This window comes from Arsukibacterium tuosuense (assembly GCF_900215315.1).
Taxonomy (GTDB): domain Bacteria; phylum Pseudomonadota; class Gammaproteobacteria; order Enterobacterales; family Alteromonadaceae; genus Alishewanella; species Alishewanella tuosuense.
In genome coordinates, this window is record NZ_OBEB01000004.1 from 132,855 (window position 1) to 157,843 (window position 24,989).

The 24,989-nt window shown below is 50.3% G+C and carries 20 protein-coding genes and 1 pseudogene; 10 read left to right on the plus strand and 11 right to left on the minus strand.

The window, feature by feature from the left end:
• Positions 1 to 72 precede the first annotated feature (72 nt).
• Positions 73 to 759, plus strand: coding sequence for a phosphate regulon transcriptional regulator PhoB (gene phoB, locus CRO03_RS09475; protein ID WP_097111395.1), 687 nt, complete (start codon positions 73 to 75; stop codon positions 757 to 759).
• A 5-nt stretch (positions 760 to 764) separates the two neighbouring features.
• A complete protein-coding gene (gene phoR, locus CRO03_RS09480; RefSeq protein WP_097111396.1) occupies positions 765 to 2,108 on the plus strand; it encodes a phosphate regulon sensor histidine kinase PhoR in 1,344 nt (447 codons plus the stop codon).
• Between the two features lie 9 nt (positions 2,109 to 2,117).
• Here phoR and CRO03_RS09485 read toward each other — a convergent pair whose 3' ends face one another.
• The 7 genes from CRO03_RS09485 to arsB all read right to left on the minus strand — a co-directional run bounded on the left by CRO03_RS09485 (position 2,118) and on the right by arsB (position 9,503).
• The gene (locus CRO03_RS09485; RefSeq protein ID WP_097111397.1) at positions 2,118 to 2,969 is read right to left on the minus strand and encodes a hypothetical protein; all 852 of its coding nucleotides are present in this window, start codon (positions 2,967 to 2,969) and stop codon (positions 2,118 to 2,120) included.
• A 299-nt stretch (positions 2,970 to 3,268) separates the two neighbouring features.
• A complete protein-coding gene (locus CRO03_RS09490; protein ID WP_097111398.1) occupies positions 3,269 to 3,691 on the minus strand; it encodes an arsenate reductase ArsC in 423 nt (140 codons plus the stop codon).
• A 51-nt stretch (positions 3,692 to 3,742) separates the two neighbouring features.
• Positions 3,743 to 4,324: a DNA-3-methyladenine glycosylase I gene (locus tag CRO03_RS09495; protein WP_097111399.1), complete on the minus strand. Its 582-nt coding sequence runs from the start codon at positions 4,322 to 4,324 to the stop codon at positions 3,743 to 3,745.
• On the minus strand, positions 4,321 to 5,640 hold the full coding sequence (locus tag CRO03_RS09500; protein ID WP_097111400.1) for an amidohydrolase: 1,320 nt from the start codon (positions 5,638 to 5,640) through the stop codon (positions 4,321 to 4,323). Before CRO03_RS09500 ends, CRO03_RS09495 begins: the two co-directional genes overlap by 4 nt.
• A gap of 118 nt (positions 5,641 to 5,758) precedes the next feature.
• On the minus strand, positions 5,759 to 6,715 hold the full coding sequence (corA, locus tag CRO03_RS09505) for a magnesium/cobalt transporter CorA (protein WP_097111401.1): 957 nt from the start codon (positions 6,713 to 6,715) through the stop codon (positions 5,759 to 5,761).
• 135 nt (positions 6,716 to 6,850) lie between these two features.
• Complete coding sequence (locus CRO03_RS09510; RefSeq protein ID WP_097111402.1) at positions 6,851 to 8,293, minus strand: dihydrolipoyl dehydrogenase; 1,443 nt, start codon at positions 8,291 to 8,293, stop codon at positions 6,851 to 6,853.
• A gap of 193 nt (positions 8,294 to 8,486) precedes the next feature.
• Positions 8,487 to 9,503, minus strand: a complete 1,017-nt coding sequence (arsB, locus tag CRO03_RS09515) for an ACR3 family arsenite efflux transporter (protein ID WP_097111403.1) — start codon at positions 9,501 to 9,503, stop codon at positions 8,487 to 8,489.
• Between the two features lie 162 nt (positions 9,504 to 9,665).
• Between arsB and CRO03_RS09520 the strand changes: the two genes are divergently transcribed.
• The gene (locus CRO03_RS09520; protein WP_097111665.1) at positions 9,666 to 10,511 is read left to right on the plus strand and encodes a patatin-like phospholipase family protein; all 846 of its coding nucleotides are present in this window, start codon (positions 9,666 to 9,668) and stop codon (positions 10,509 to 10,511) included.
• A gap of 24 nt (positions 10,512 to 10,535) precedes the next feature.
• On the opposite strand, the gene CRO03_RS09525 is transcribed toward CRO03_RS09520, so the two are convergent.
• From CRO03_RS09525 to CRO03_RS09535, 3 genes are all read right to left on the minus strand, one after another.
• The gene (locus CRO03_RS09525) at positions 10,536 to 12,026 is read right to left on the minus strand and encodes a Ppx/GppA phosphatase family protein (protein ID WP_097111666.1); all 1,491 of its coding nucleotides are present in this window, start codon (positions 12,024 to 12,026) and stop codon (positions 10,536 to 10,538) included.
• Positions 12,027 to 12,064: 38 nt separating this feature from the next.
• The gene (ppk1, locus tag CRO03_RS09530) at positions 12,065 to 14,200 is read right to left on the minus strand and encodes a polyphosphate kinase 1 (RefSeq protein ID WP_097111404.1); all 2,136 of its coding nucleotides are present in this window, start codon (positions 14,198 to 14,200) and stop codon (positions 12,065 to 12,067) included.
• Between the two features lie 143 nt (positions 14,201 to 14,343).
• Entirely contained in the window at positions 14,344 to 14,844 is a 501-nt protein-coding gene (locus tag CRO03_RS09535) for a glycine cleavage system transcriptional repressor (protein WP_097111405.1), read from the minus strand.
• A gap of 204 nt (positions 14,845 to 15,048) precedes the next feature.
• Between CRO03_RS09535 and CRO03_RS09540 the strand changes: the two genes are divergently transcribed.
• The 7 genes and pseudogenes from CRO03_RS09540 (at position 15,049) to CRO03_RS09570 (ending at position 22,481) form a co-directional block, all read left to right on the plus strand.
• Positions 15,049 to 16,014, plus strand: coding sequence for a PstS family phosphate ABC transporter substrate-binding protein (locus CRO03_RS09540; protein WP_245861570.1), 966 nt, complete (start codon positions 15,049 to 15,051; stop codon positions 16,012 to 16,014).
• The gene (locus tag CRO03_RS09545) at positions 16,011 to 17,819 is read left to right on the plus strand and encodes an ABC transporter permease subunit (protein ID WP_097111407.1); all 1,809 of its coding nucleotides are present in this window, start codon (positions 16,011 to 16,013) and stop codon (positions 17,817 to 17,819) included. Before CRO03_RS09540 ends, CRO03_RS09545 begins: the two co-directional genes overlap by 4 nt.
• A 152-nt stretch (positions 17,820 to 17,971) precedes the next feature.
• Positions 17,972 to 18,811 (plus strand): annotated as a pseudogene (pstA, locus tag CRO03_RS09550) (phosphate ABC transporter permease PstA); the annotation flags it as partial.
• 28 nt (positions 18,812 to 18,839) lie between these two features.
• Positions 18,840 to 19,607 carry a phosphate ABC transporter ATP-binding protein PstB gene (gene pstB / locus CRO03_RS09555; protein ID WP_097111409.1) on the plus strand — a complete coding sequence of 256 codons (768 nt, stop codon included), beginning with the start codon at positions 18,840 to 18,842 and terminating at the stop codon, positions 19,605 to 19,607.
• 44 nt (positions 19,608 to 19,651) lie between these two features.
• Positions 19,652 to 20,362, plus strand: a complete 711-nt coding sequence (phoU, locus tag CRO03_RS09560) for a phosphate signaling complex protein PhoU (RefSeq protein WP_097111410.1) — start codon at positions 19,652 to 19,654, stop codon at positions 20,360 to 20,362.
• Positions 20,363 to 20,517: 155 nt separating this feature from the next.
• Positions 20,518 to 21,195 carry a TIGR00153 family protein gene (locus CRO03_RS09565; RefSeq protein ID WP_097111411.1) on the plus strand — a complete coding sequence of 226 codons (678 nt, stop codon included), beginning with the start codon at positions 20,518 to 20,520 and terminating at the stop codon, positions 21,193 to 21,195.
• A 17-nt stretch (positions 21,196 to 21,212) separates the two neighbouring features.
• Positions 21,213 to 22,481: an inorganic phosphate transporter gene (locus CRO03_RS09570; RefSeq protein WP_097111412.1), complete on the plus strand. Its 1,269-nt coding sequence runs from the start codon at positions 21,213 to 21,215 to the stop codon at positions 22,479 to 22,481.
• Positions 22,482 to 22,579: 98 nt separating this feature from the next.
• On the opposite strand, the gene CRO03_RS09575 is transcribed toward CRO03_RS09570, so the two are convergent.
• Positions 22,580 to 24,844: a S8 family serine peptidase gene (locus CRO03_RS09575; protein ID WP_097111413.1), complete on the minus strand. Its 2,265-nt coding sequence runs from the start codon at positions 24,842 to 24,844 to the stop codon at positions 22,580 to 22,582.
• Positions 24,845 to 24,989 lie beyond the last annotated feature (145 nt).

Sequence of the window (24,989 nt, forward strand, 5' to 3'; positions counted from 1 at the left end):
AGTAATACTAGATGGTAGAGACAGTTAGAACCGTCCGGAAGAAATGCCGGCTAACAGAATGTGGTGAACCTTATGGCAAGAAAGATCCTGGTGGTGGAAGATGAAGCCCCGATCCGAGATATGTTGTGTTTTGTTTTAGAGCAAAATGGCTATCAGGCAATTACGGCCGAAGATTTCCCAAGCGCCATTAATCAGCTGATAGAACCCTATCCGGATTTAGTCTTACTGGACTGGATGATCCCGGGCGGCAGTGGGATTCAGTTCGCTAAAAAGATGAAGCAACATGAGCTGACCCGTAATATTCCGATTATTATGATCACCGCCCGCGGTGAGGAAGAAGATAAAGTGCGTGGCCTGGAAGTCGGCGCTGATGACTATGTTACCAAGCCGTTTTCACCCAAAGAGCTGATGGCCCGGATCAAAGCTGTGATCCGCCGGGTTTCGCCAACCAGTCTGGATGAAGTGATTGAAGTGCAGGGCCTGAAGCTTGACCCGGTAGCGCACCGGGTAATGGCCCAGCAGCAGCCGCTGGATATGGGCCCGACCGAGTTTCGGTTACTGCATTTCTTTATGACCCATCAGGAACGGGTGTATAGCCGCGAGCAGCTACTGGACCATGTCTGGGGCACTAACGTTTACGTGGAAGACCGGACCGTCGATGTGCATATTCGTCGTTTACGTAAAGCGATTTCCGTCGCAGGGCATGATAAGCTGGTGCAAACTGTGCGGGGCTCAGGCTATCGCTTTTCTGCTAAGTAGGTTTTATGCGGCCACAGCTTTCTAAAGGGAAGATTTTCAGCAAGGTCTTCCTTTTTTATTCCCTGGCAGGGCTGGTTGGCTGGCCCTTTGGCCAGAGTATGTTGTTTATGTTATTGCTCAGCTTTTATTTGCTGGCATCTAACTATAATCACCTGTTTTTAATCACCAAATGGTTGTGGCACGATCGCAAGCTTTCCCCGCCGGAAGGCCGGGGGTTCTGGCAGCAAATTTTTGATGGTATTTATTATCAGCAGCGGCGTGAGCGCAGAAAGCGCAAAGAGCTGCGCAATCTGGTTCGGCGTTTTCGCGATGGCGCTGAAGCACTGCCTGAAGCGGTGGTGGTACTGACCAGTGACTGGACCATTGTCTGGTGTAATAAACTGGCCCAGATGCTGGTGGGCCTGCGCTGGCCCAGTGATGAAGGACAGCGGATTGACAACCTGGTGCGCAACCCGGAATTTCAGAGCTTTTTAAAACAAAAGCAGTTTCAGCAGCCACTGGAGATCAGTGCCAATGGTAATAACAACCTGGTGCTGGAATGCAAAATGATGCCTTACGGCAGCGAGCAGTACCTGCTGATTATTCGTGACATTACCCAGTTAAAACAGCTTGAACAAATTCGCAAAGACTTTGTTGCCAATGTCTCGCATGAGCTGCGTACGCCATTAACCGTGCTGCAGGGCTATCTGGAGGTAATTGACTCTGAGCGGTTACCTGAGCCGGCAATGTGGCAAAAAGCCCACACGGTAATGCTGGAGCAAACCAAGCGGATGGACGGGCTGGTGCAACAACTGTTGACCTTATCGCGGATAGAGGCATCGGCGAGGGTGCAGTTTGACGACGAAGTTGATGTGCCGGCCATGCTGGCCACACTGGAGCAGGAAGCACAGGCGCTGAACCATGAAAAGCAGCATAATATCAGTTTTAATATTGAAGCTGGCCTTAAAGTGACCGGGGTAAAAGAAGAGCTGCGCAGTGCCTTTTCGAACCTGGTAACCAATGCTATTAAGTATACGCCGGCAGGTGGCGACATCAGCGTCAGCTGGCAACGACAGCATCAACGGGCGGTGTTTGCAGTAAATGACACGGGTGAGGGGATAGCGCCGCATCACGTTAAACGCTTAACTGAGCGCTTTTACCGGGTCGATCAGGCGCGGGCACGCAATACCGGCGGCACCGGTCTTGGTCTGGCTATTGTTAAGCATGTTTTATCGCGCCACAACAGCCAGCTGATGATTTTCAGTGAGCCGGGCCGTGGCAGCAGCTTTTCGTTTACCATCCCGGCCGAACTGGTGCTGGGCAACAGTAAATCTGCCCCGATAAAAAAAGCCAAGTTTAAAGTGAAGTAGTGCGGAAGACTAAGATTGCGGTTTGGGCCAACAACGTTCAATGACCTCTTCGGCGGCTTTGCCCAGAATATCTTGCTCCAGTCCTTCGATCTGGCCTAAAAACGTTTGTGCCAGCTCGCCGTCGGTCATCATCGTGGCGATGATGTCTTCGGCATCTTCAATGCTGGTGGCACCCTCCAAATAGCGGACATGATGCTGGGGGTCTACCAGTAAATCATCTGTATCATTACACCATTTGGTAAAGACCAGTTTGGCCAGCTCACGCGATCTGGCCTGGGGTCCACCCATCACGATAAAAAAAGTGTCGCTGGTGGCGAAAGCGTATTTTTCTGTAATGCGGCTCAACTGGTGATGCAGTTGTGTGACCTCATCCTCCGCGCTTTGCAGCAGCAACTGACTAAACACCGGTTCCAGTTGCCTGGCGTACTCGAGTATTTGTAAATGACCGAGGGTATGTTGATGTGCAACCTGCTGCAGCAGCTTACCAATAATCTCTGTTACCTCTGAGGCGATAGCAGGCCCTGGTGCTGACTGCATTTGCTGCAGCCAGTTTTTAAGTCGCGGTACGGCCTCAGCCAGAGGTGAGTGCAGTAAGCTGTAATAGGCCGCCAGGGTGCTGTGGGCCAGCGCTTTTAACTGATGATATGTCTTGCCGTTAACAAGGTATTTCTGGATTTCTCCCCCGCAACTGATCACCAGCCGGCTGTCCATCCTGATAACCAACAATACTTTGCCCTGTTTAATTTTATTTCTAAAATGCTGCTTTCGGTCGGCGTAGAGCTGATGAAAATACTGGTTAATGCTGCCAAGTGGCGAGCCGGCGGGTTCCGCTGTAGTGTCGTCGATAATGTTGCTGCTCATGGGCGGCCCTCAGGTGGCTGAAAAATATACTGGTAGTTACTAAAAGCAGGTTTCGTGCCCGGGTTGGAAAATTAACCAGTAATAGCGCCGTTGTTGTGTTGGCGCCTGACAATATACAAGTGTGCTGGCTGACGGGCGTGACCTGGGGGAGTAAGATTGAATATATTACTGACGGTTAACGTAAAACTTGCAAGGCCACTACCTGAGATTTCGCAACCTTAGCCATAACGGCTCAGGCAGACGAGCTGTTGCCGCAGGCAAGGCTTTGTACCGCTAATTTTAAAAACTTAGTGCAGTGCTCACTTAACCCGAACTTCTTTATCATACAGCAATACAAACATATTCAGCCGCTCAGCCAACTCATGGATAGTAGTTTCATAGGTTTTATCTGTATTGCCGACTTTAGGATCAGGAAAATCCCAGCTTAGTATGTGTTTAGCCGCAAGCCCCTCAGCACATTCCTGATTGGCTTTGCTGCATAAGATAATGGCATAGTCGATGCTGACATCCGTTAATTCAGCTAATGATTTTGAACTGAGGTTAGCCGTTTCAAAACTATGACCCGCTAATGCTTTTAGCGCTTTGGCATCCGGTGTAGTTGGTGCGGTGCCGGCGCTGAACACTTCAAAACGATCGCTGTAGCGTTGTTTGGCTATGGCCTCAGCCATTAGCGAACGGGCAGAGTTTTCAGTGCAAATAAAAACAACAGTTGGCTTCTTCATATTGACCTCGCTATATATATGCAGAAAAGTATATATATGTTTTTCTATATATCAATCAGTTTTCACTGCTGTTTTCCGAAAGCAATTATTTTGATGATCATTAACCATACCGCAGGCCTGCATATGGGCATAGATAATAGTTGAGCCGACAAACTTAAAGCCGCGTTTTTTTAAATCTTTACTAAAGGCATCTGATTCCGGGCTGGTAGCGCGAAAATCGCCTGGGCTTGCAATGCTGTTTTGCTGCGGTGCGCCATTAACAAAGCGCCACTGATAGTTGCTGAAACTGCCAAATTCGGCCTGTACTTCTATAAACCGCGCTGCGTTGTTAATTGCCGCCGCTACTTTTAAGCGGTTACGGATTATCCCCGGGTTTTGCAGTAATTCAGCGGCTTTGGCATCATCAAAAGCCGCCACCTTCACCGGGTCAAAATTAGCAAAGGCGGCACGGTAATTATCGCGTTTTTTTAACACTGTATACCAGCTCAGGCCAGCCTGAGCGGCCTCCAGGGTTAAAAATTCAAATAGTTTATTATCGTCATATACCGGTACGCCCCATTCGGTATCGTGGTAGGCTACGTAATCGGGTTTGCTTAAGTCAACCCAGCTACAACGGCATAATTCCTTGTTCATTCTGCCCCCTGTGCTGCCTGCTGTGGCGGTGCGGCCAGGTAGTCCAGCGCTAAGCCGGTTAGTGCCCGCACGCCGTTGACTAAAGCGTCTTCGTTGACGTCAAACATCGGCGAGTGGTTTGGTGGTACCTCACTAAGCGGGGTGTCATCGGGTGAAATGCCTAAAAAGAAGAATACTCCGGGAATTTGCTGCTGATAGAACGAGAAATCTTCAGCGCCGGTAATGGGTTTTATCGGCGCCACGCCGTTGTCGCCGGCAGCCCACTGCAGGCTTGGCATCGCCCAGTCTGTCAGGGCCGGGTCATTCCAGGTTACTGCCGCAAAGTTATGGACATGAAAATCAGCCTCAGCGCCGCTGGCTTTGGCAATATGTTCGCTGGTATGGGCCATCCGGGCGATTAAATCCTCGCGCATTTCGCTGTCAAAGGTGCGGATAGTGCCTTCTAATTTGACGTCATCCGGAATAATATTCCAGCGGATACCGCCGTGGACCTGACCAAACGACACGACTGCCGGTGCCTTGGTCACATCTATCTGCCGGGCCGGTATCAGGTTAATGGCGTTGATCAGCTGGCCGGTAACGTTAATCGGGTCTATGCCGCGCCACGGGCTGGAGCCATGCACCTGTTTGCCTTTGACAGTGATTTGAAAGCTGTCGGCAGCGGCCATAATGCCTTCGGTTTTCACCTGCAGCTGGCCCGGTTCGCCCGGCCAGACATGCAGGCCAAAAATAGCTGTCGGGGTAGGGTTGGCAAATAGTCCCTCGGCCAGCATCATCTTAGCACCACCTTCCTCGCCGGCTGGCGGGCCTTCTTCTGCCGGTTGAAAGATAAACATAATGGTGCCGGCAAGCTCTGCTTGCTGCTGGCTTAGCACTTCGGCTGCGCCCATTAACATCGCGACATGAGCATCGTGGCCGCAGGCATGCATTACCCCGGTTTGCTGGCCGTTAAATTCACTTACGACTTTGGATGCGAAGGGTAAGCCGGTTTGCTCGGTTACCGGCAAGGCGTCCATATCGGCGCGCAGCGCTACTACCGGCCCGGGTTTAGCACCCTTTAAAATGCCGACCACGCCGGTATGGGCAATGCCGGTGCGTACCTCAAGGCCAAGCTTTTCTAAATGCGCCGCCACCTTGGCAGCCGTGCGCACTTCACGGTTCGACAGCTCCGGATGCTGGTGAATATCGCGCCGCCAGTCAATGACCTTTGGCATCACGCTTTGAATGGACTTTGCCAGCTCAGGCCGTTGCTCGGCGACGGCCAGTGGCGTATATAACAAAGGTAGTACAGCGAGGCTTAGCAGTGACAGGCGCATAGAAGTTCCGGATAGTGACTATGAAGTAGCACTACCTTAAGCGCAGTCTGCCAAAAAGCCAAGCCATATGCTCTTGTAATAACCAGGCTGCTACAGCCAGGCTATTCCATCCCGGCTGCTACAACCAGCCTTTGCGCTTAAAAAACCAGTAGGGGGCAAAGCCGGAAAGCAGCATCAGCCCTAATGCCCACGGGTAACCTAATAGCCACTGCAGTTCCGGCATATGGCTGAAGTTCATGCCATAGGCACTGGCCACCAGGGTAGGCGGTAGAAATACCACGGCCGCTATGGAGAAGGTTTTAATAATCTGGTTCTGGCGGATGTTAATAAAACCCTGGGTAGAGTCCATCAGAAAGTTGATTTTATCGAATAAAAAGGTGGTGTGGGACATCAGAGTTTCAACATCGCGCATAATTTCGCGCAGGGTTTCTTCGTGGGCGGGCCGGCCTTTCAGGTTACGCAGCAAAAAAGAAATATCGCGCTGGGTATCCATTAAGCACAGCCGGATTTTACCGTTGCTGTCTTCCAGCCGCGCCATTTTGCTGATGGCCTGATAAAGCTCTGAATCTTTTTCCTCCAATACCAGATGACTGACTTCCTCCAGCTGGCGGTGCAAGTCTTCCACTGTATCGGCATGGTTTTCCACTTTTTGCTCAAGAATAGTGACCAGCAGACCGGCCGGATCAGAGCAACTGACCTGACCACGGCGGGCGCGCAGCCGCAGTAACCGAAAGTCGGCAATTTCGTCCTCACGAATGGTGATAAGCCGTTCATTTTGCAAAATGCAGGCGACCGTTACCGTGACATGACGCCCTTCCTGCGGCGCCAGAAACAACGAGTGGACATGAATACCGGCCTGATCGACAAAACAACGGGCCGAGGCTTCAATTTCTTCCACATCATCTGACTCGGGCAGCTCAACACTTAGCAAGGTACTAAGCAGCTCACGTTCCGGCTCGGTAGGCTCATGGGCATCAATCCAGTGAGCGGTGCGCATCAGCTCCAGATCATCAGTTGCTCCGGCAACCGGGATCTCCCGGATAATGCCCTGGTCAATCGTAAATAAGCGGATCATAGCGCCCTCATGAATTAAGCTATGTTAAGCCTTTAGTCTACCAGAACAGCGGTTATTAATTCAGCCTTCCGGTATGAGAGTGCTGATGATTAACTGATGGTTAGCTTGGATAGTTAGCATGCTTAGTTAGCATAGCTAAGTACCCGGTCCGCATTCCAGGCAGGGGTTAACCTCCGGGCTGGATTTGTGCAGATTATGCTGCAATTCTTTCAGCGCAGTTCGTACTCCTTCTTCGATAACCGGATGATAGAAAGGCATTGCCAGCATCGACGACACCGTCATCCGCTGTTGTGCCGCCCAGGCCAGCAGATGGCCGATATGCTCAGCCGCCGGGCCAAACATCTCGGCGCCGGTAAAGACCCCGTTGTCGCGTCTGGCGTAAACTTTCAGTAATCCCTGATTTTTAGCAATGACCTTACTGCGACCCTGCTCTTCAAAAGAACTGCTGCCTTGCGCATATTTTTCGCGTTCCGCCGCTGCCATATGAGAGGGTAAGGTACCAACGCTGCTAATCTGCGGGCTGGTAAACACCACTGAAAACGGCACATACCGCTTGGCAGAAATTAGATCCGGATAATGTCCGGCGTTGTCGCCGGCAATTCTGCCTTCATGCGCCGCTTCATGCAGCATAGGAAGCTGCTGATTGGCATCACCGACCAGAAAAACCGGCTTATCGCCACATTGCAATGTTGAGGGGTCAGTCAGCGGCAGGCCTTTATCATTTAAACTCAGGCCGCTGTTTTGCAAATCCAGACTATTTAAATTAGGAGCGCGACCGGTTGCCAGCAAAACATAATCAAACAGCCCGGTTACCGGCCCTTTGTCACGATGTGTAAAGCTGATAGAAACACCGTCCGTAACCGCTGAAATATCTGTTACGTCGGCATCGGTATCTAAATAAAATTCTTTGTTAAAGTATTGCCTGGCATAGTCGCGTATTTCCTTGTCAGCAATACCGGCCACAGCGCCGCTGCGGCCAAACAGGTACACATCGACACCCAGCCGGCTTAAGGCCTGCCCCAGTTCCAGCCCAATCGCGCCAGCACCAAATACCGCTATGTTCTTTGGCAATGCGGGTAGTTCAAACAGGTTGTCGGTGGTTAGTAACCGTTTGCCTAACCCCTGAAACATCTCGGGAATAACCGGGCTTGAGCCGGTAGCAATAACAATACGCTTTGCTGCGATTTCAGTTGTTTCGCCAACTGCCAGCAAACCCGGCGCGAGAAAACGGGCAGGGCCCTTTAGTTTGTGGTCATCGGCAATGGCTTGCATTGACTTAAGTACCGATCCGACAAAGTTATCTCTTTCCTGGCGGACACGTTTAAGCACCTGCTCACTATCAATGACGATATCATTAATCTGAATACCAAATAGTCCACTATTCGCAGCATCGTGGGCGCGTTCTGCGGCGGCAATCAATAGTTTGCTCGGCATACAACCCACCCGGGCACAGGTAGTGCCATAGCTGCCGCTTTCAATCAGTACCAGCTTGTCGGTGTGTTTGCGTGCAGCATTGTAAGCGGTAAGCCCGGCCGTACCGGCACCGATGATAGCGACGTCGACATGTTTCTTATCCATATAAATGCCTTGTGTTTAAATCGGTGAAGTCGTTGCTAAAGTGAGGCGTGCTAAGCGCGGAAATCATTATATTCTGCGCCTTAGCAGCAAAATCAGCTTATCCGTTACTAACAGGATAGCAGAAGCGCCTGAAGGTGGGGCTGAAGCGGTTTTCTGTTAAACATTTACCAGCGTAATTGGCAGCCGATCTGGCTTAGTTAAACCAGTGCCGGGTTTTATTGGCAAACCAAACCAGTGACAACATAACCGGCACTTCAACCAGTACGCCAACAACGGTGGCTAAGGCGGCGCCGCTGTTTAAACCAAATAAGGCGATTGCCACTGCGACGGCCAGCTCAAAAAAGTTAGAGGTACTAATCATACAAGCCGGTGCGGCAATGTTATGTGGCAGCTTGATTTTTTTCGCTATGGCATAGGTAATGGCAAAAATGCCGTAGGTTTGAATCAATAACGGTATGGCAATCAGCAGAATAATAAGTGGCTTGGCAACGATAGTTTGTGCCTGAAAGCCAAATAGTAGTAAAACGGTGGCCAGTAAACCAATCATCGACCATGGCTTGGCTTTAGCCAGAAACTGGCCAATCCGTTGCTCACTGCTACCACTGTTAAGTTTTTTGCGGGTCAGCACCCCGGCGACCAGTGGCAGCAGTACATACAGCACAACTGACAATAAAAGCGTTTGCCATGGCACGACTATATCACTCACGCCCAGTAGCAAAGCAGCCAGCGGCGCAAAGGCGAAAATCATAATAATGTCGTTTACTGAAACCTGTACCAGGGTGTAATTAGCATCGCCTTTGGTTAACTGGCTCCAGACAAATACCATAGCGGTGCAGGGGGCCACGCCCAGTAAGATCATGCCGGCGATATATTCATTGGCACTTTGTGGGTCGACTAAACCGGCAAAAAACACTTTAAAAAACAACCAGCCCAGCGCCGCCATCGTAAAAGGCTTTACCAGCCAGTTCATTACCAGAGTTAACAGCAGACCTTTTGGCTTTTTACCGACATCTTTAATCGCACTGAAATCTATCTGCACCATCATCGGGTAAATCATCAGCCAGATAAGCACTGCCACCACCAGATTAATCTGGCCGTATTCCAGAGCGGCAATAGCCTGAAATATCGCCGGGAACAGATTGCCAAGCAGCACCCCGGCAATAATACACAGTGCCACCCAAACCGATAAATAACGCTCGAAAATGCCCATATAAAATTCTGACTGCAATGATTGTATTGATATAACGATTAGAACAGATTAAGCAGAAGAATGGCCAGCGTTAGTTCTGGTTGGCAGCGCAGCTATGGCAAAACTCGTACTACAACTCCTGGTATCGCTGTGTTAGGCTACAAAGTATTAACAGGAGGTACGATGAGTAATTGTAATCAGCCAAAATCGTCCGCACTGGTTGTTGAAGGTGGTGCAATGCGTGGCATTTTTGCTGCGGGCGTGCTGGACGCCTTTATTGAGCAGCAATATCAGCCGTTTCAGTTTGCCATTGGCGTCTCCGCCGGCTCGACTAACCTAATTGGTTACCTGGCTGCAGATCACGGTCGCAGCCGCCAGATCTTATTAGACCATGCCCGGCGGGCTGATTTTTTAAACTGGCGCCGTTATCTGAAAGGGGGCCATTTTTGTGACGTCAGCTGGCTATGGCACGCCTCTTTTGATGAGGTGCCGCTTAATGTTAGTCATTATGTGCGCCAGCAGGTACCACTTTATGCAGTCACCACCAGCGTCAGTAGTGGCCAGGCCTGTTATTTTGAAGTGACCGGGGACAATATGCATCAGCTGTTTCCGGCGTCTTGTGCCATACCACTGATGTACCGTGATTTCCCGCGGATAGACGGTGAGCAAATGACCGACGGCGGTCTGGCTGATGCCATTCCGGTGCTTAAAGCGTATGACATGGGGGCACGGGATATTACCGTGGTACTGTCGCAGCCCAGCGGCTATCGGAAACGTGCCAGCCGCTTTCCTGTGCTGATGAAACCCTTCTTTAAACAATACCCCTGGCTGTTTACGGCGGTACTGAGCCGGACGGCTCGCTATAATCAGGCGCTGGATTTTATTGCCTCGCCACCGGCTGATTGCACGGTCAGGGTGGTGGCGCCGCCTGCTAATTTTGCGGTTGGCCGCTTTTGTCAGAACCCGCAACAGCTGGAAGCGGGGTATCAGGCCGGTCGGATAAGCGGTTTGCAACATGTCACGGCTTAAAGCAGTTATTGCTTTAGTAAGTGCTTAGTAAACAACGGTCTCTGGCAGGTTCGGGCAATCGAGCCGGAACGCAATTTTCTTCAGGGCCTTTTGTTCCAGCTGCAAATCAGCTGATAATACACTCTGCTGGGCCAGCCACTCTGGTGGCAACACGAGCTGCAGCTGCTGAGCACTGGCACTGAGCGTAAACTCTGGCACGAAATCGTCCCGTCGCTTCTGATTCAGTAACACTGCCAGCCGCAATAGGACCAGCAGGTTTATAACCTGTGGTAGCTGATACAAACTGAAAATAGGCAGCTCATCGGCCCGGATTTTACGGCGGTGAAAGCGCACCAGGCAGGCAAGTAATTGTTGTTGCTCCTGATTAAAGCCTGGCAGGTTGGCGTTTTGCAGAATATAAGCAGAGTGCTTCTGAATACCCGAAGAATTAATTTGCAGGCCTATTTCATACACCCTGCAGGCAAAACTTAGCAGTAATCCATCGTCGTCAGTGAGTTGCCAGGCAGCCTGTACCTGGTTAAACAGCGCCTGAGCAGTCTGTTGTACCCGCTGAGTTTGGGCATCGTCAACGGTGTAGCGGCGCATCATGCTGCTGATGGTATGCTCGCGGATGTCATGGTGCTGCAACCGCTCGCTCATTTCATACAACACGCCTTCCCGCAGCGCGGCATCGACATACACCATCTCATCAATTTGCAGCATGTTAAAAGCGGCAATCAAAATAGCCAGGCCAGGACAGAGCAGCAGTTTGCGATCGTCAGTTAAGCCAGTTAATTCCAATTCACTGGCATGATGGTGTTGCAGCAAATGGCGTTTTAGCGCGGTTAAGTCATTCAGGCGAATGCTGCTGTTATTCCAGCCCAGGCCAGAGATCACATCTTTGATGGTTTTAATGGTGCCTGAGGTGCCGACCGCTTGCTGCCAACCGGCGTTGCGAAAGCTGCTGACTATGGGCTCCAGCTCCTGCTCGGCCTGCAAGATTGCGCGCTCAAAGCGCCTCAGGCTAATCTTGCCCTGGGCGAAATGGCTCTGGCCATAGCTGACGCAGCCCATATTGCGGCTGCTTAAGCGTAGCGGCTGCAACCCTTCACCAATGGCAAATTCGGTACTGCCACCGCCAATGTCAATCACCAGCCGTTTGGCACTGAAATGTTCAAAGTGGGCGACGCCCTGATAAATAAAACGGGCTTCTTCCTGACCGGATATGACTTCTATCGGGAAAGGGAATACCACTTTGGCGCGACGTAAAAACGTGGCTGAGTTACGCGCCCGGCGCAGGGTATAGGTAGCAATAACCCTTACGGCGTTCGGGGCGAAGGGCTGCAAAGTATCAGCAAACTGCGCCAGTACCTGCAAGCCGCGTTCAATGGCTTCTTCGCTCAGCACCAGCTCATCGTTCAGGCCTTCTGCCAACTGTACTTTTTGCTTTTCCCGGTGTAGTAGTTGCAAAGAGCCGTCAATGACCCGGGCAATAACCATATGAAAACTGTTGGAGCCGAGATCAACGGCTGCCATATAATCAGCGTTTGAAGGCGCTATTTGTTCAGAATCTGTCAATTGTCTGCATCAACCTGTACCGCCTGTTGTCGCGCCAGAAAATGATAAATTTCCTGCTGGGAACGCAAATTGCGTTTATTACCGCGCTTAACATAAGCGTTAGAATGTTTGCCGTCAATAATACGCGCCTTAACGTTATCCCGCCACTGGATATCAAGGGTGCTGATAATTTGCTGCTTAATCCGGTTGTCATAGACCGGCACGCCAACCTCCACCCGCTGATCAATATTGCGGGTCATCCAGTCTGCTGACGAGATATACAACGCGGTGTCGCCGCCGTTATGAAATAAGTATACCCGGGCATGTTCTAAGTAGCGGTCCAGCACGCTGATGATTTTAATATTCTGGCTTTTACCCGGTAGCCCTGGCAGCAATGAGCACATACCGCGGATGATCATCCGGATTTTAACCCCGGCCTGGCTGGCTTTATAAAGAAGCTGAACAATTTCTTCATCGACCAGGTTATTCACTTTTAAAAAGATTTCGGCTTTGCGACCGCTGGTAGCAAAGTCGATTTCGCGCTGAATTAAACTGAGCAGCCGCGGCCGGCTCCAGGTAGGTGAGACAATTAAATGCCGGAAATTAAAGGGCCGGTACGAGTACTGAATAAACTCAAATACCTGATCAATTTCGGTAGTAATTTCGCTGTGGCAGGTAAACAGGCTCATGTCGGTGTATATGCGGGCGGTTTTCTCATTAAAATTGCCGGTGCCAATGTGGCCATAGCGCATCGCTTTACCTTTTTCCAGACGGGTGATTAAACACAGTTTAGAGTGTATTTTCAAAGTGGTCTGGCCGAAAATAACTTCAATGCCGGCATCGGTCATCCGCCGGGCCCAGTTAATGTTATTTTCTTCGTCAAAGCGGGCTTTCAGCTCCACCACCACGGTGACTTTTTTGCCGTTGCGCACCGCATCCAGTAAGGAGTGAATAACCCGCGAGTGCTTCGCCACCCGGTACATAGTCATTTTAATATGGCTGACTTTCGGGTCAAATGAGGCCTGGCGCACCCATTCGGTAAAATAACTAAAGTTATGATACGGATAATACAGCAAAATATCAGTGGCCCGGATTGCATCAAAACTGGTGGAGTAGTGCTCGAAATCCGGGCTGGGTAATGGCTGCATCGGCGGGAATTCCATACTCTGGTGGCCGAGGTTAGGAAAGCCAATAAAATCTTTAAAGTTGCGATAGCGACTACCGGCAATCAGCGCATCGGTAGAGCTGGTGCCGAGTTGTTTGGTCAGTACTTTCAGCATTTGCTCGGGCATGGCGGCATCGTATACCAGCCGGGTTGGTTCAGATTTTAAGCGCTGGCGAATACCTTTGGACATTTTATCAATCAGGCTCTGGTCAAGGGTGTCACTGATATTATATTCGGCGTCACGGGTCAGTTTCAGTGAAAAAGTGCAAATGCTGTCAAACTGAAAAAAACCGTTGAATAAGTCGCTGGCGCAGTGGTTGATAATGTCGTCTAACAATAAAATCTGCCGGCGGTAATGACCATTTTTTTTCCGGGTATTCAGCTGCAGTGGTAATTCAATAAAGCGCGATACCTCGGCAGTAGGCACTTCGATAATGGCGTAATCGGGTTTGCCATTACCGGTCATTTCCACCATCAGGTAGGTGGTGTTATCTTCCAGAATTTTGCTTAGTGAGCTGTCGGTGCTGGACAGGATAATGGGTGATATGTGGCGTTTTACTTCGCTGCGGAAAAATGCTTTTACCCAGGCAGACTGCGCCTCGGTCAGTTTGCTGTCATCAATAAGCTCAATATTGTGCTTGCGCAGCTCCAGCTGAATATCCATATAAATTTTATTAAACTGCTTGCCCAGTTCTTTTACCTGTTGCTGAATTTGCTGCAACAGGGTTTCTGCATCTTCGTGCTCCCAGGTCTGGTATTTTTTCAACAGGATCCGCCGCTTCACGTCCGCGACCCGCACCCGGAAAAACTCATCAAGGTTGTTAGAGTAGATGCCTAAAAACCGTAACCGCTCTATGGGCGGGTTGCGGGTGTCTGCGGCTTCCTGTAATACCCGGCCATTAAAAGCCAGCCAGCTTAGTTCGCGTGGAAATAACGGGTAGTCAGGGTGTGCCCCGTTGCTGAGTTGTTGTGATGCTGGCTGATCCATTCTGATTGCTCCTGCTTACTGCCTGCAAAGCACACTATGGCATTTTTGTGACAAAATGATGAAACGCTTCACCCAGCAGAAAGCTGGGTGCAGGTTTGCATTTTAGTTGTGGTGGTAAGATTGGAGGCCGGTTTTCAGTCCGCTCAGGTTTCCACGTCCACCACAATGTCGGCAGCAATGGCTTCCAGCGCCTTGATTACTTCATCACGGCTCAAACCAGCAGGCAGCTGCACGGTTGCTTCGGCGTGAAACAACGGTACACCCCAGTTTGGTGCGCTTTGCTTATTGCTGGAAAACTGCACGATATTGGTGCCTTTGTGCTTAATCACCGACGATAACTCACGGACAATGCCAGGCCGGTCATTGCCGGTAATCACAAAACGTAACTGCTGTTGTTTATTCAGTTCGCTTTGTTCGCCTTGTTGCACTTTTATATCTAAATCACTGATTTCACTAAGCGCAGTTACCAAAGTGCCCAAATCCGGTTCAGCTACTTCTATTTGCACTATGCCGGCAAAATAGCCTGCCAGGTGGCTTAAGTTACTGGCCATCCAGTTGCCATTGTGGTCGTTAACTACCCTGGCTAACTGCTCAACTAAACCCGCTTTATCTTTACCAATAACGGTAAGGACTAACTGCTTCATATCGATATTCCCTTACTATCACTTAAGGTTAAACCGCCGTCACCGACGTGAGTTCTGCCCAATATACGTTAAAAAGTGTTTTAGAGTGTAGACACAACTTTCTGATTTTAAAACGCTACTTAACAATTTATTTTTGGTTTGCTGTCTTGTCGCGTTTTGCTGTTATAAGATAGCAGTAAGTCGGTGAGTACGGGTATAAAACAGATGGCGTTAACCAGGTGGCAGACATTTTTGCCGGGGATGATACTAATAATCGTTATTGGTAGTACCGCTGTGTCTGAGGTTGCCGCTAAATCTGACAGTACTTTATCCAGTGTTGGCTCCGATACGTTGCAACAGGTTATGCAATTGTGGGCCGAAGAATACCGCCGTCGCTACCCGACAGTAAACTTTCAGGTGCAGAGTATTGGCTCCTCTACTGCACCGGTGGCATTAATTGAAGGCACCGCGCAACTGGGGCCAATGAGCCGCACTATGCGCCAGACTGAAATACAGCAGTTTGCGCAGCGCTTTGGTTACCCGCCAACCGCAGTGCCGGTTGCGATTGACTTACTTGCCATATATGTTCACCCCGAGAATCCGTTAAGCCAGCTGAGTCTCAGTCAACTGGATGCGATATTTTCAGTAAACCGGCGTTGTGGGGCGCCGGCCGATATCCAGCATTGGGGGCAGCTGGGCTTAACCGGCCTCTGGCGACAGCGTTTTATCAGCTTATATAGCCGTAATTCAGTGTCGGGTACTTATGGCTACTTTAAACAACATGTGTTGTGTAATGGTGATATTAAAGCCCGTACCAACCAACTTGCAGGGTCGTCCGCTATGCTACGGGCAATCAGTCAGTCGGTAGCAGGTATTGGTTACTCTGGCATTGGCTATGCGACAGAAGATGTGAAAGTACTAAAGTTAGCGGCTGCTGACGGCCAGGCATTTGCTCCTACTGCGGCAAATGCGCTGGCCGGAGATTATCCGCTGGCCAGACAACTTTATATTTATGTTAACCGGGTGCCGGGCCAGCCATTAACCGCAAACGAGCAGGCATTTTTCGATCTGGTTTTATCACCCACTGGTCAGCAGTTAGTGGGGCAGGATGGCTTTTTACCGCTGCCAGCTGAAGAAATCACCCTGTGGCGGCAGACGCTGGGACTGCCGGCCTGGCCGGAGCAGCCATGACAGCGTTACGAGCGTCTGAAAACAATGTTTCGAACAAGCTGCAGCGGCGCCGGCGCTGGTACAACCGGCTGTTTCATGCAGTAATCGGTTTATCCGGGGTCAGCGTGGTGATGATGCTGGCCGCTTTATTTATTTATTTATTCAGCGAAGTGGTGCCGTTATTCAGGAATATTACTGCTACCGCTTTGCCAGCGGTAATTTTAGAGACCCCACCTAAGCGGGCAGCGGTACCCGTCAAAGTGCCCGCGGCGTTAACAGACTGGCAGGGTGCCCCCGTCTTTGACGCCGTATCTGAAAGCGGCGACTACCGGTTGCTGGCCACAGCTGATGGTGATGCCTGCTTGTATTCCAGCAAGTTTGGTCGTCGTTGCTTGCAGCAGTGGCAGCTGACGGACACCACCGATACCCTGACCAGCTTACGCTGGCTGGCCGCAGACCAGGCGGTGCTCGCAGGTTATCAGAGCGGCCGTCTGCAGCAGTGGTTTTTGCTGGCAGATAATAGCAAAGCTGCGCATTTCCGGTTAGTCAGAGAGTTACCCGGCCAGCAGGCCGCGATATTGCATATAGCGGCGGAACATAACAGGCGCGGCTTTGCTACGCTGGCAGCAGATGGCCAGCTGGCACTGTTTTATTCGACCATGGCGAAGCCGTTGTGGCAACATGCCAGCGGTATTACTGACGCTACGGCTTTAGCGTTTTCTGCAGATAATCAGCAGCTTAATGTATTTACTTCGACTAGCCAACATGCCTATGCCATAGACAACCCCCACCCTGAAGTAAACTGGCAAACTTTATGGCACAGTGTCTGGTATGAAGGTTTTGCCCGGCCCGATTTTGTCTGGCAGACGTCTTCTGCAGCGGATGACTATCAGCCGAAGTTTTCATTGGTACCGTTAACCATAGGCACCTTGAAAGCTGCACTCTATGCCATGGTTTTCGCCGCGCCATTGGCCATTATGGCGGCCATTTATACCGCATGTTTCTTGCCGGCCGGGCCTCGCCGCCGTATTAAAGGCCTAATTGAGCTGATGGCGGCGTTTCCAACGGTTATCCTGGGGTTTATTGCGGCAGTCTGGCTGGCGCCGGTTATTGAAAGCCACCTGCTGGCGTTGTTGCTCTGGGTAATATTGCTGCCGCTAAGTATTCTGACACTGGCCGCCTTGTGGCCCCGGTTGCCGGTTAGCTTCCGGCAACATTGCAGTGGCGGGCGGGAAATACTGCTACTGATGGTGTGGCTGGCGTTGGTGAGCATTGTAATATTTGTTGTGGCAAACCGTTTAGATAGCAGCTTGTTTGTCGGTGGTTTACGTTTGTATCTGGATCAACTGGGAATTTTTTATGAACAACGTAATGCTCTGATTGTTGGCATCGCCATGGGCTTTGCGGTCGTGCCGGGAATATTTACTATTGCCGATGATGTGCTCTATCAGGTACCCCCACAGTTAACCCGGGGCGCCCTGGCCCTTGGCGCGACGCAGTGGCAGACTGTGCTGCGGATCAGTCTGCCTTTGGCGGCGCCAGGACTGATTGCCGCTACCCTGGTTGGGTTTGGCCGGGCAATTGGTGAAACCATGATTATTTTAATGGCAACCGGTAACAGCCCGATAACCAATTTTAATATTTTTGAAGGGCTGCGCAGTTTAACGGCCACCCTGGTTATTGAATTACCTGAAGCAACAGTGGGTAGCAGTCATTTCAGAGTATTATTTGTCGCCGCGTTAGTCTTGCTGTTATTTACCTTTGTTGCCAACACCGCCGCTGAAGTTATCCGGCAGCGGTTGCGTAAAAAGTATCAGAGGCTGTAGCCATGCTCCGTAACTGGTTTCGTCAGGGGACGCCCTGGATTTGGTTAAACGCCGGGGCAGTAGCATTGAGCCTGTTGCTGGTAGGCGGGTTACTGGCTTTTATTCTGCTGCAAAGTATCGGCGTGTTCTGGCCCGGCGATATGTCCGGCCATATTGGTACTAAGTTATTACAATATCTGGCTAACTGGTGGCAGTTCCTTAGTGGCTCATCATCCGATGGCGGTATATTTCCGGCGATACTGGGCACGGTACTGATGGTGCTGCTGATGTCGGTACTGGTGACGCCGCTGGGGGTGTTAGCTGCGGTATACTTACATGAATACGCCAAAGAGGGGCCTTTGCTGCGGGTGATCCGGGTGGCAGTGCATAATCTGGCAGGTGTGCCTTCTATTGTATTTGGCGTGTTTGGCCTTGGCTTTTTTGTTTATTTTCTCGGTGGTAGCATCGACAGTCTGTTTTATCGTGACAGCTTGCCGACACCAACCTTTGGCGCACCCGGCCTGTTGTGGGTATCATTAACGCTGGCGTTACTGACCCTGCCAGTGGTAATTGTGGCCACTGAGCAGGGATTGGCCGGCATTCCAAAAAATCTGCGGCTGGGTTGCTTTGCTCTGGGCGCAACTAAGGCAGAAGTCATCTGGAAAATAGTGTTACCCCAGGCATCGCCGGCAATGGTGACGGCATTGATGCTGGCGATAGCCCGTGCTGCCGGTGAAGTGGCCCCCCTGGTGTTTGTTGGTGTGGTGAAATCTGCACCTTCGCTGCCGCTTAGTAGTGAATTTCCCTATCTGCAGCTGCAGCAGAAAATTACCAGTCTGAGCATGCATATTTATGATGCCGGTTTACAAAGTCCGAACGCACAGCTCGCTGAACCGCTGGTGTTTGCGTCAGCGTTGGTGCTGATTACCTTAATATTTATATTGAATCTGATGGCTTATCGCTTACGCAAGCGTTTAAATTCGCGCTATCGCCAGCGGGCAGTAGAAGAGTAATAAAACTGTAACATTGGTAGGGTAGGATATGACGGCAAAGGTTACCGCAAAATTGGAAGTTCAGGATTTATCGCTGAAATTTGCTGATAAAACCGTGTTGCAGCAAGTTAATTTGTGCATTCCTGAGCATAAAATTACCGCCTTTATCGGCCCTTCTGGCTGCGGTAAGTCCAGCTTATTGCGCAGTTTTAACCGGATGAATGAATTACTGGAAGACACTGAGACAACTGGCAGGGTGCTGCTGGATGGTCAGAATATTTACCACTCTGCAGTTGAAGTGGCAGAGCTCAGGCGCAGAGTGGGTATTGTTTTTCAAAAGCCGAATCCATTTCCACACAGCGTTTACGAAAACGTTGCTTTTGGCCTACGCTTACAGGGTATCAAGCAGACCCGCCAACTGGATGAGTTGGTGGAATCGGCGTTACGTAAAGCCGCATTATGGGAAGAAGTGCGTGACAGGTTGCACGACAGTGCTGTTAATTTATCCGGCGGCCAGCAACAGCGGCTGGTAATTGCCAGAGCGATAGCAATAGAGCCGGAAGTATTGCTGCTGGACGAGCCCGCGTCAGCGTTAGACCCGATTTCAACGCTGAAAATTGAAGAACTGATGTACGACTTAAAACAGCACTATACTTTGATAATAGTGACGCACAATATGCAACAGGCTGCCCGGGTATCTGATTACACCGCCTTTTTAAATATGGGGCAGCTGATAGAGTTTGATGAAACAAATAAGATGTTTACTGATCCCAGCCAGCGCGCCACCGAGGATTACATTACCGGACGCTTTGGCTAACAGGTTCAGCAGACAGCACATTTAATAGCAGCAAGGGTCATTCAATGGACAAGTTAAATTTATCAAAGCATATCTCCAGTCAGTTTAATGAAGAGATAGAGCAGGTTCGTAACCATGTAATGGCGATGGGTGGTTTAATTGAAAGACAGCTGTTTGATGCATTGGCTGCCATCGCCAACAGCGACAGCGAACTGGCCCAGCAGGTGATTGCCAACGATTTAAAAGTCAATGACTGGGAACTGCAGATTGATCAGGAATGTACCCGGATTATTGCCAAACGCCAGCCAGCGGCCAGCGATTTACGTTTAATCATGGCAATTTTAAAAACCATTGCCGATCTGGAGCGGATTGGTGATGAAACCCGGCGTATTGCTAAAGTAGCGCTGGAGTCATTTAACAGTGCCCAGCAGGATTTACTGGTTAACCTGGATAACCTGGGCCGGCATGTCGCTCAGATGTTACACGATGTACTGGATGCCTTTGCCAGAATGGATGTGGAAGCTGCCCTGACAGTCCACAAAGAAGATAAAAAAGTTGACCGGGAATATGAGTCTATTACCCGCCAGTTAATGACCTATATGATTGAAGATCCGCGCTCTATTCCAAAGATTATGAACGTGCTCTGGTCAGCCCGATCGCTGGAGCGGATTGGCGATCGCTGTAAGAATCTGTCTGAATACATTATCTTTTTTGTTAAGGGTAAAGTGGTCCGACACAGTTCAGAAGAAACACTTGAGAAAGAAGCCCGCAGCTGACCTTTTCGAAACTGATTCGCTTTTTTGAGCCGCCTCAACCAGACTTCTGGCTGAGGCGGTTTTTTATATCTGCTAATATTTCATTTTTATTGCAGTTTGATTGCAGTTACAATGCGCGCCGACCTTATTCATCCTGAATTCTATGAGGCCACACTATGCCAGGTAATACTTTTTTATCCGTGTTCGCCAAATCACCGATAAAACCTATCGAAGAACATATTCGCAAAGTACACGAGGCCAGCGAGCTGTTATTGCCGTTTTTTGCGGCTGTGTATCAGAAAGACTGGGTTAAAGCGGCCGAGGTACGAAAAGACATCGTTACCCTGGAAAAAGATGCCGACAAGATGAAGCGGGAAATCCGGATTAACTTACCCCGTGGTTTATTTTTGCCGGTCGATCGCACCGACATTCTCGAGTTAGTGGCACAGCAAGATAAAATTGCTAATAAAACCAAAGATATCTCTGGCCGGGTACTTGGCCGTGAGCTGGAAATTCCTGCTGCTATTCAAACTGATTTTCATGCTTACATTCAGCGCTGTATTGACGCAACAGCGATGGCATCGGAAGCCATTAACGAATTGGATGAATTACTGGAGACCGGTTTCCGGGGCCGGGAAGTGGATCTGGTGATCAAAATGGTAGAAAAGCTGGACGCCATTGAGCACGACACTGATGAAATGCAAATTAAGCTGCGCAAAGCATTAAGGGGCGCAGAGGCCGAGCTGAATCCGGTTGATGTGATGTTTTTGTACCGGACTATTGAGTGGATTGGCGATTTAGCCGATATCGCCCAGAAAGTGGGTTCACGTTTAGAAATTATGCTCGCCCGTTAATTTAAAAGGTATTACTGATGGATATTATTCAATCATACGGCCTCATTCTGATTATATTGGCTGCAGTTTTTGGTTTTCTGATGGCTTATGGCGTGGGCGCAAACGATGTTGCTAACGCTATGGGTACCTCTGTCGGCTCCAAAGCACTGACCATTAAGCAGGCTATTTTTATTGCCGCCATTTTCGAATTTGCCGGTGCGTACCTGGCCGGCGGCTCGGTTACCTCAACCATCCGGGGTGGTATTACTGATGCCGCGTTCTTTGTCGATACGCCAGAGCTAATGGTGTACGGCATGATTGCCGCCTTACTGGCTGCAGCAACCTGGTTAATTGTGGCGTCTTACTTTGGCTGGCCGGTATCAACCACCCACTCCATTGTTGGTTCTATTATCGGTTTTGCCGCCGTAGGGGTTGGTATTGACGCTGTGCACTGGGATAAAGTGGGCGGCATTGTCGGCAGTTGGGTGGTAACACCTATCCTGGCCGGTATTCTGGCCTATATGTTTTTTATGAGTGCCCAGAAGCTGATATTTGATACCGACAAGCCTATCGTCAATGCTAAAAAATATGTGCCGTTCTATATGGCATTTGCGGCCTTTGTTATGGCGTTGGTAACGGTGCAAAAAGGCTTAAAACATATTGGTATGGATATCAGTACCGCTAACGGTTATTTGTTAGCTATTGCGCTGGGCGTTATCGTTGGCCTGATTGGTAAAGTGGCAATCAGCCGGATAAAAATTGACCCGGCCGCTGATAAAAAAATGCAATTTAATAATGTCGAGCGCATTTTCAGCGTACTGATGATCACTACCGCATGTTGTATGGCGTTTGCGCATGGCTCGAACGATGTGGCCAATGCGATAGGCCCGTTGGCTGCGGTGGTAAGTGTGGTCAGCTCAGGTGGTGAAATTGCTGCCAAAGCGCAACTGGCCTGGTGGATATTGCCGTTAGGTGGTATTGGTATTGTGATTGGTCTGGCAACCCTGGGGGCCCGGGTAATTAAAACGGTGGGTACCGCCATTACTCACTTAACCCCCAGCCGTGGCTTCGCCGCCGAGCTGTCTGCTGCGTCTACGGTGGTAATCGCCTCTGGTGCCGGTTTACCGATATCGACTACCCAGACTCTGGTTGGGGCAGTATTAGGGGTAGGCTTAGCCCGCGGTATTGCTGCGCTTAACTTAGGCGTGGTACGCAACATCTTTATCTCCTGGGTCATTACCCTGCCAGTCGGAGCCGGCCTGGCTATCGTGTTCTTCTATATTTTACAGTTCCTGTTTACCTTGTAAGCACCGGGCTTAGTAATAAGAAAGTAATAAAAAAGGGGCTGAATTTCAGCCCCTTTTGGTATGTTGCCTCAGGGGGAAACCTGAGTAAGCTTAGCAGCTTAAGGCTGGTACTCACTGATCAGGGTTAAACCCCTGACGGCGCGGAAGCCATAAACTGACATATGCCACACGCCCGCTTCCGGGTTTGAAATAACGCAGGTTTCTTCATTACCATTGCGGTTCGGCCGGCAATCGTAGCTGCCTGCACTGGGTGTGCTGCCATATTTCAGGTATAGATCGGCATCGCCACGGCCACCGGTAATAGTGACACTCAGCTCCGCCATACCAGCAGGGACGTCCAGCGTGTAATGCTGCCAGCTGCGACGGTCAACATTAATATTGTTGATGGTTTCACCGCCAGCATCGGGTAAGTCCGGATCATCCTCTGCAGTAAAGCTGCCGGTCAGACTGACATCAGTAAAAGCGGTATAACCAATTATTTTTGCGTAGTAAGTGCCTTCTTGTGCAGGGTCAATGGCACAGCTCTCATCATTACCTGTTAAGTATGGCCGGCAATCATAGTCGACAGCAGTAGGTTCTGCCCCAAATTTAACATAGAGGTCAGCATCACCGGTACCGCCACTCATCGTGAAGGATAAATCAGTGGCTGTGGCAGGAACATCCAGCGTAAACAGTAATTCTTCGCCAGCGGCACCGGCCAGATCGGTCACCGCCTCACCATTTTCCAGTTCAGTTGCACCCGGTGGAGTAGGTTCATCAGGGCCATCATCTGAACCCGAGCAGCCATATTCGGCCAGATAATCCACCGCATCTTTAGCCTGCACCAGGCCGAAGCCATAAGATGTATCGCGGCCGGTAGCACCTAAATCATCAGCACTGGCTGCCAGAGCTGAGCGGATTTCGGCATTGCTACAATCGGGGAAATGGCTCCAGACCAGGGCAGCGACCCCGGCAACATGAGGCGATGCCATAGACGTACCGCTCATCAGGCCATAGTTGCTGGCACCTGAGTTCAGATTGGCGATACTACCCAGTTCTGCCAGCAACATCTGACCGTCTTCCTGAGAAATACTGACAGCCGGAATAGTAGACGTTGTCCCCTCTACGGTACCGCTGAAATTACCCGGCTCATTATTATAAATAATCGCAGCAAGACCACCGCCGGCCTGGCATGATTCTACTTTTTGTGAGAAAGCTACTTCTCCGCGGGAAATTAAGCAGACTTTTTCAGCCACATCAGTACAGGCATCAAGCCCCAGACCACAGTCAGCAAACTCGGCACTCACAGTGCCACTGCCAGATTCTGACATTGGGTTGGAATCATAAAATACACCGTTAACACTCAGCTGAGCTTCCAGTGCTGTGCCTTCAGGGTACGTAGAGCGAACATCGACACCCGGGCCGGCTAATTCTACCTGAGCATTGCGCTGGGAAAAATCTGCCAGGGTTCGGGTGCTGTCTACGGCAGCCACTGAAACCACGGAGTCATAAGACGCCGGGTAAGACATGGCCGTGTTGCCATCATTACCGGCGGCAGCAATTAATAACAGGCCTGCATCGAAAGCGGCTTGCATAGCACTGCTTTCAGTAGCGCTGGGGGCAGCACCACCCAGGCTCATATTAATCACGGTCGCATCGGCATCTGCACAGGCATTTACTGCGCTGGCCAGCGTCGAAGAGTATCCCCAGCCTGCAGCATTAAATACTTTAATTATATGCATATTAAGCTGGCCATTTGGCATAACGCCGACGATACCGGTGTCATTGTTCAGGGCGCCGATAGTCCCTGCTACATGGGTACCATGCGGACCACCGGCATCATACCAGTTGCCGGTACCCACATCATTGGTACCACTGATATTGCCCGAAGCGAAATCTTCGTGCGGTAAGTCAAGGCCGGAGTCAATAACACAGACGGTCTGGTTGGAAGCAAACTCATCGCTGACTAAATCAGCCTGGACCATTGGAAAGCCATAAGGAATTTGTTGCATCATCGGATAACGGCGTTGATCGACTTCAATTAACTCGATGGTTGGATCGGACTTTAACAAGTTAACCAGGCCAGGCCGCAGTTGTACGGCAATGGCGCGTTGCTCTGCTAACAGATGATGGATCCGCGCCCCCTGACGTTTTAACTTGCTGCTGTTGTCACTTAATCGGGCCAGAATGGCATCTTTGGTGCGCTTGTGCTGGCTTAATACGAAATCTTGTTGTTTGCTAAGCCCCAGACTGCTGTCTTTATATTTAATAATATAACGATGATCGTCTGTACTGTGTTTAACGGTGGTAGCCAGGGCGCTGTTAACGGCGAGTGCCAGCAAGCTGCAGCTGGCCAGAGCCAATGGTTTGGTTAATTTGGACATGGTTCACCCTCCTGAGGTGATTTTTTTATAATTAAGTGTTCCTGCAAACTGGTTTACGGACTGCCCAACTCGCAACCAAGGGTCAATGTATGTACAACTTGTCTGTATCTGCATGGAGGAAATATTCCAGGGTGTTAATGCGACA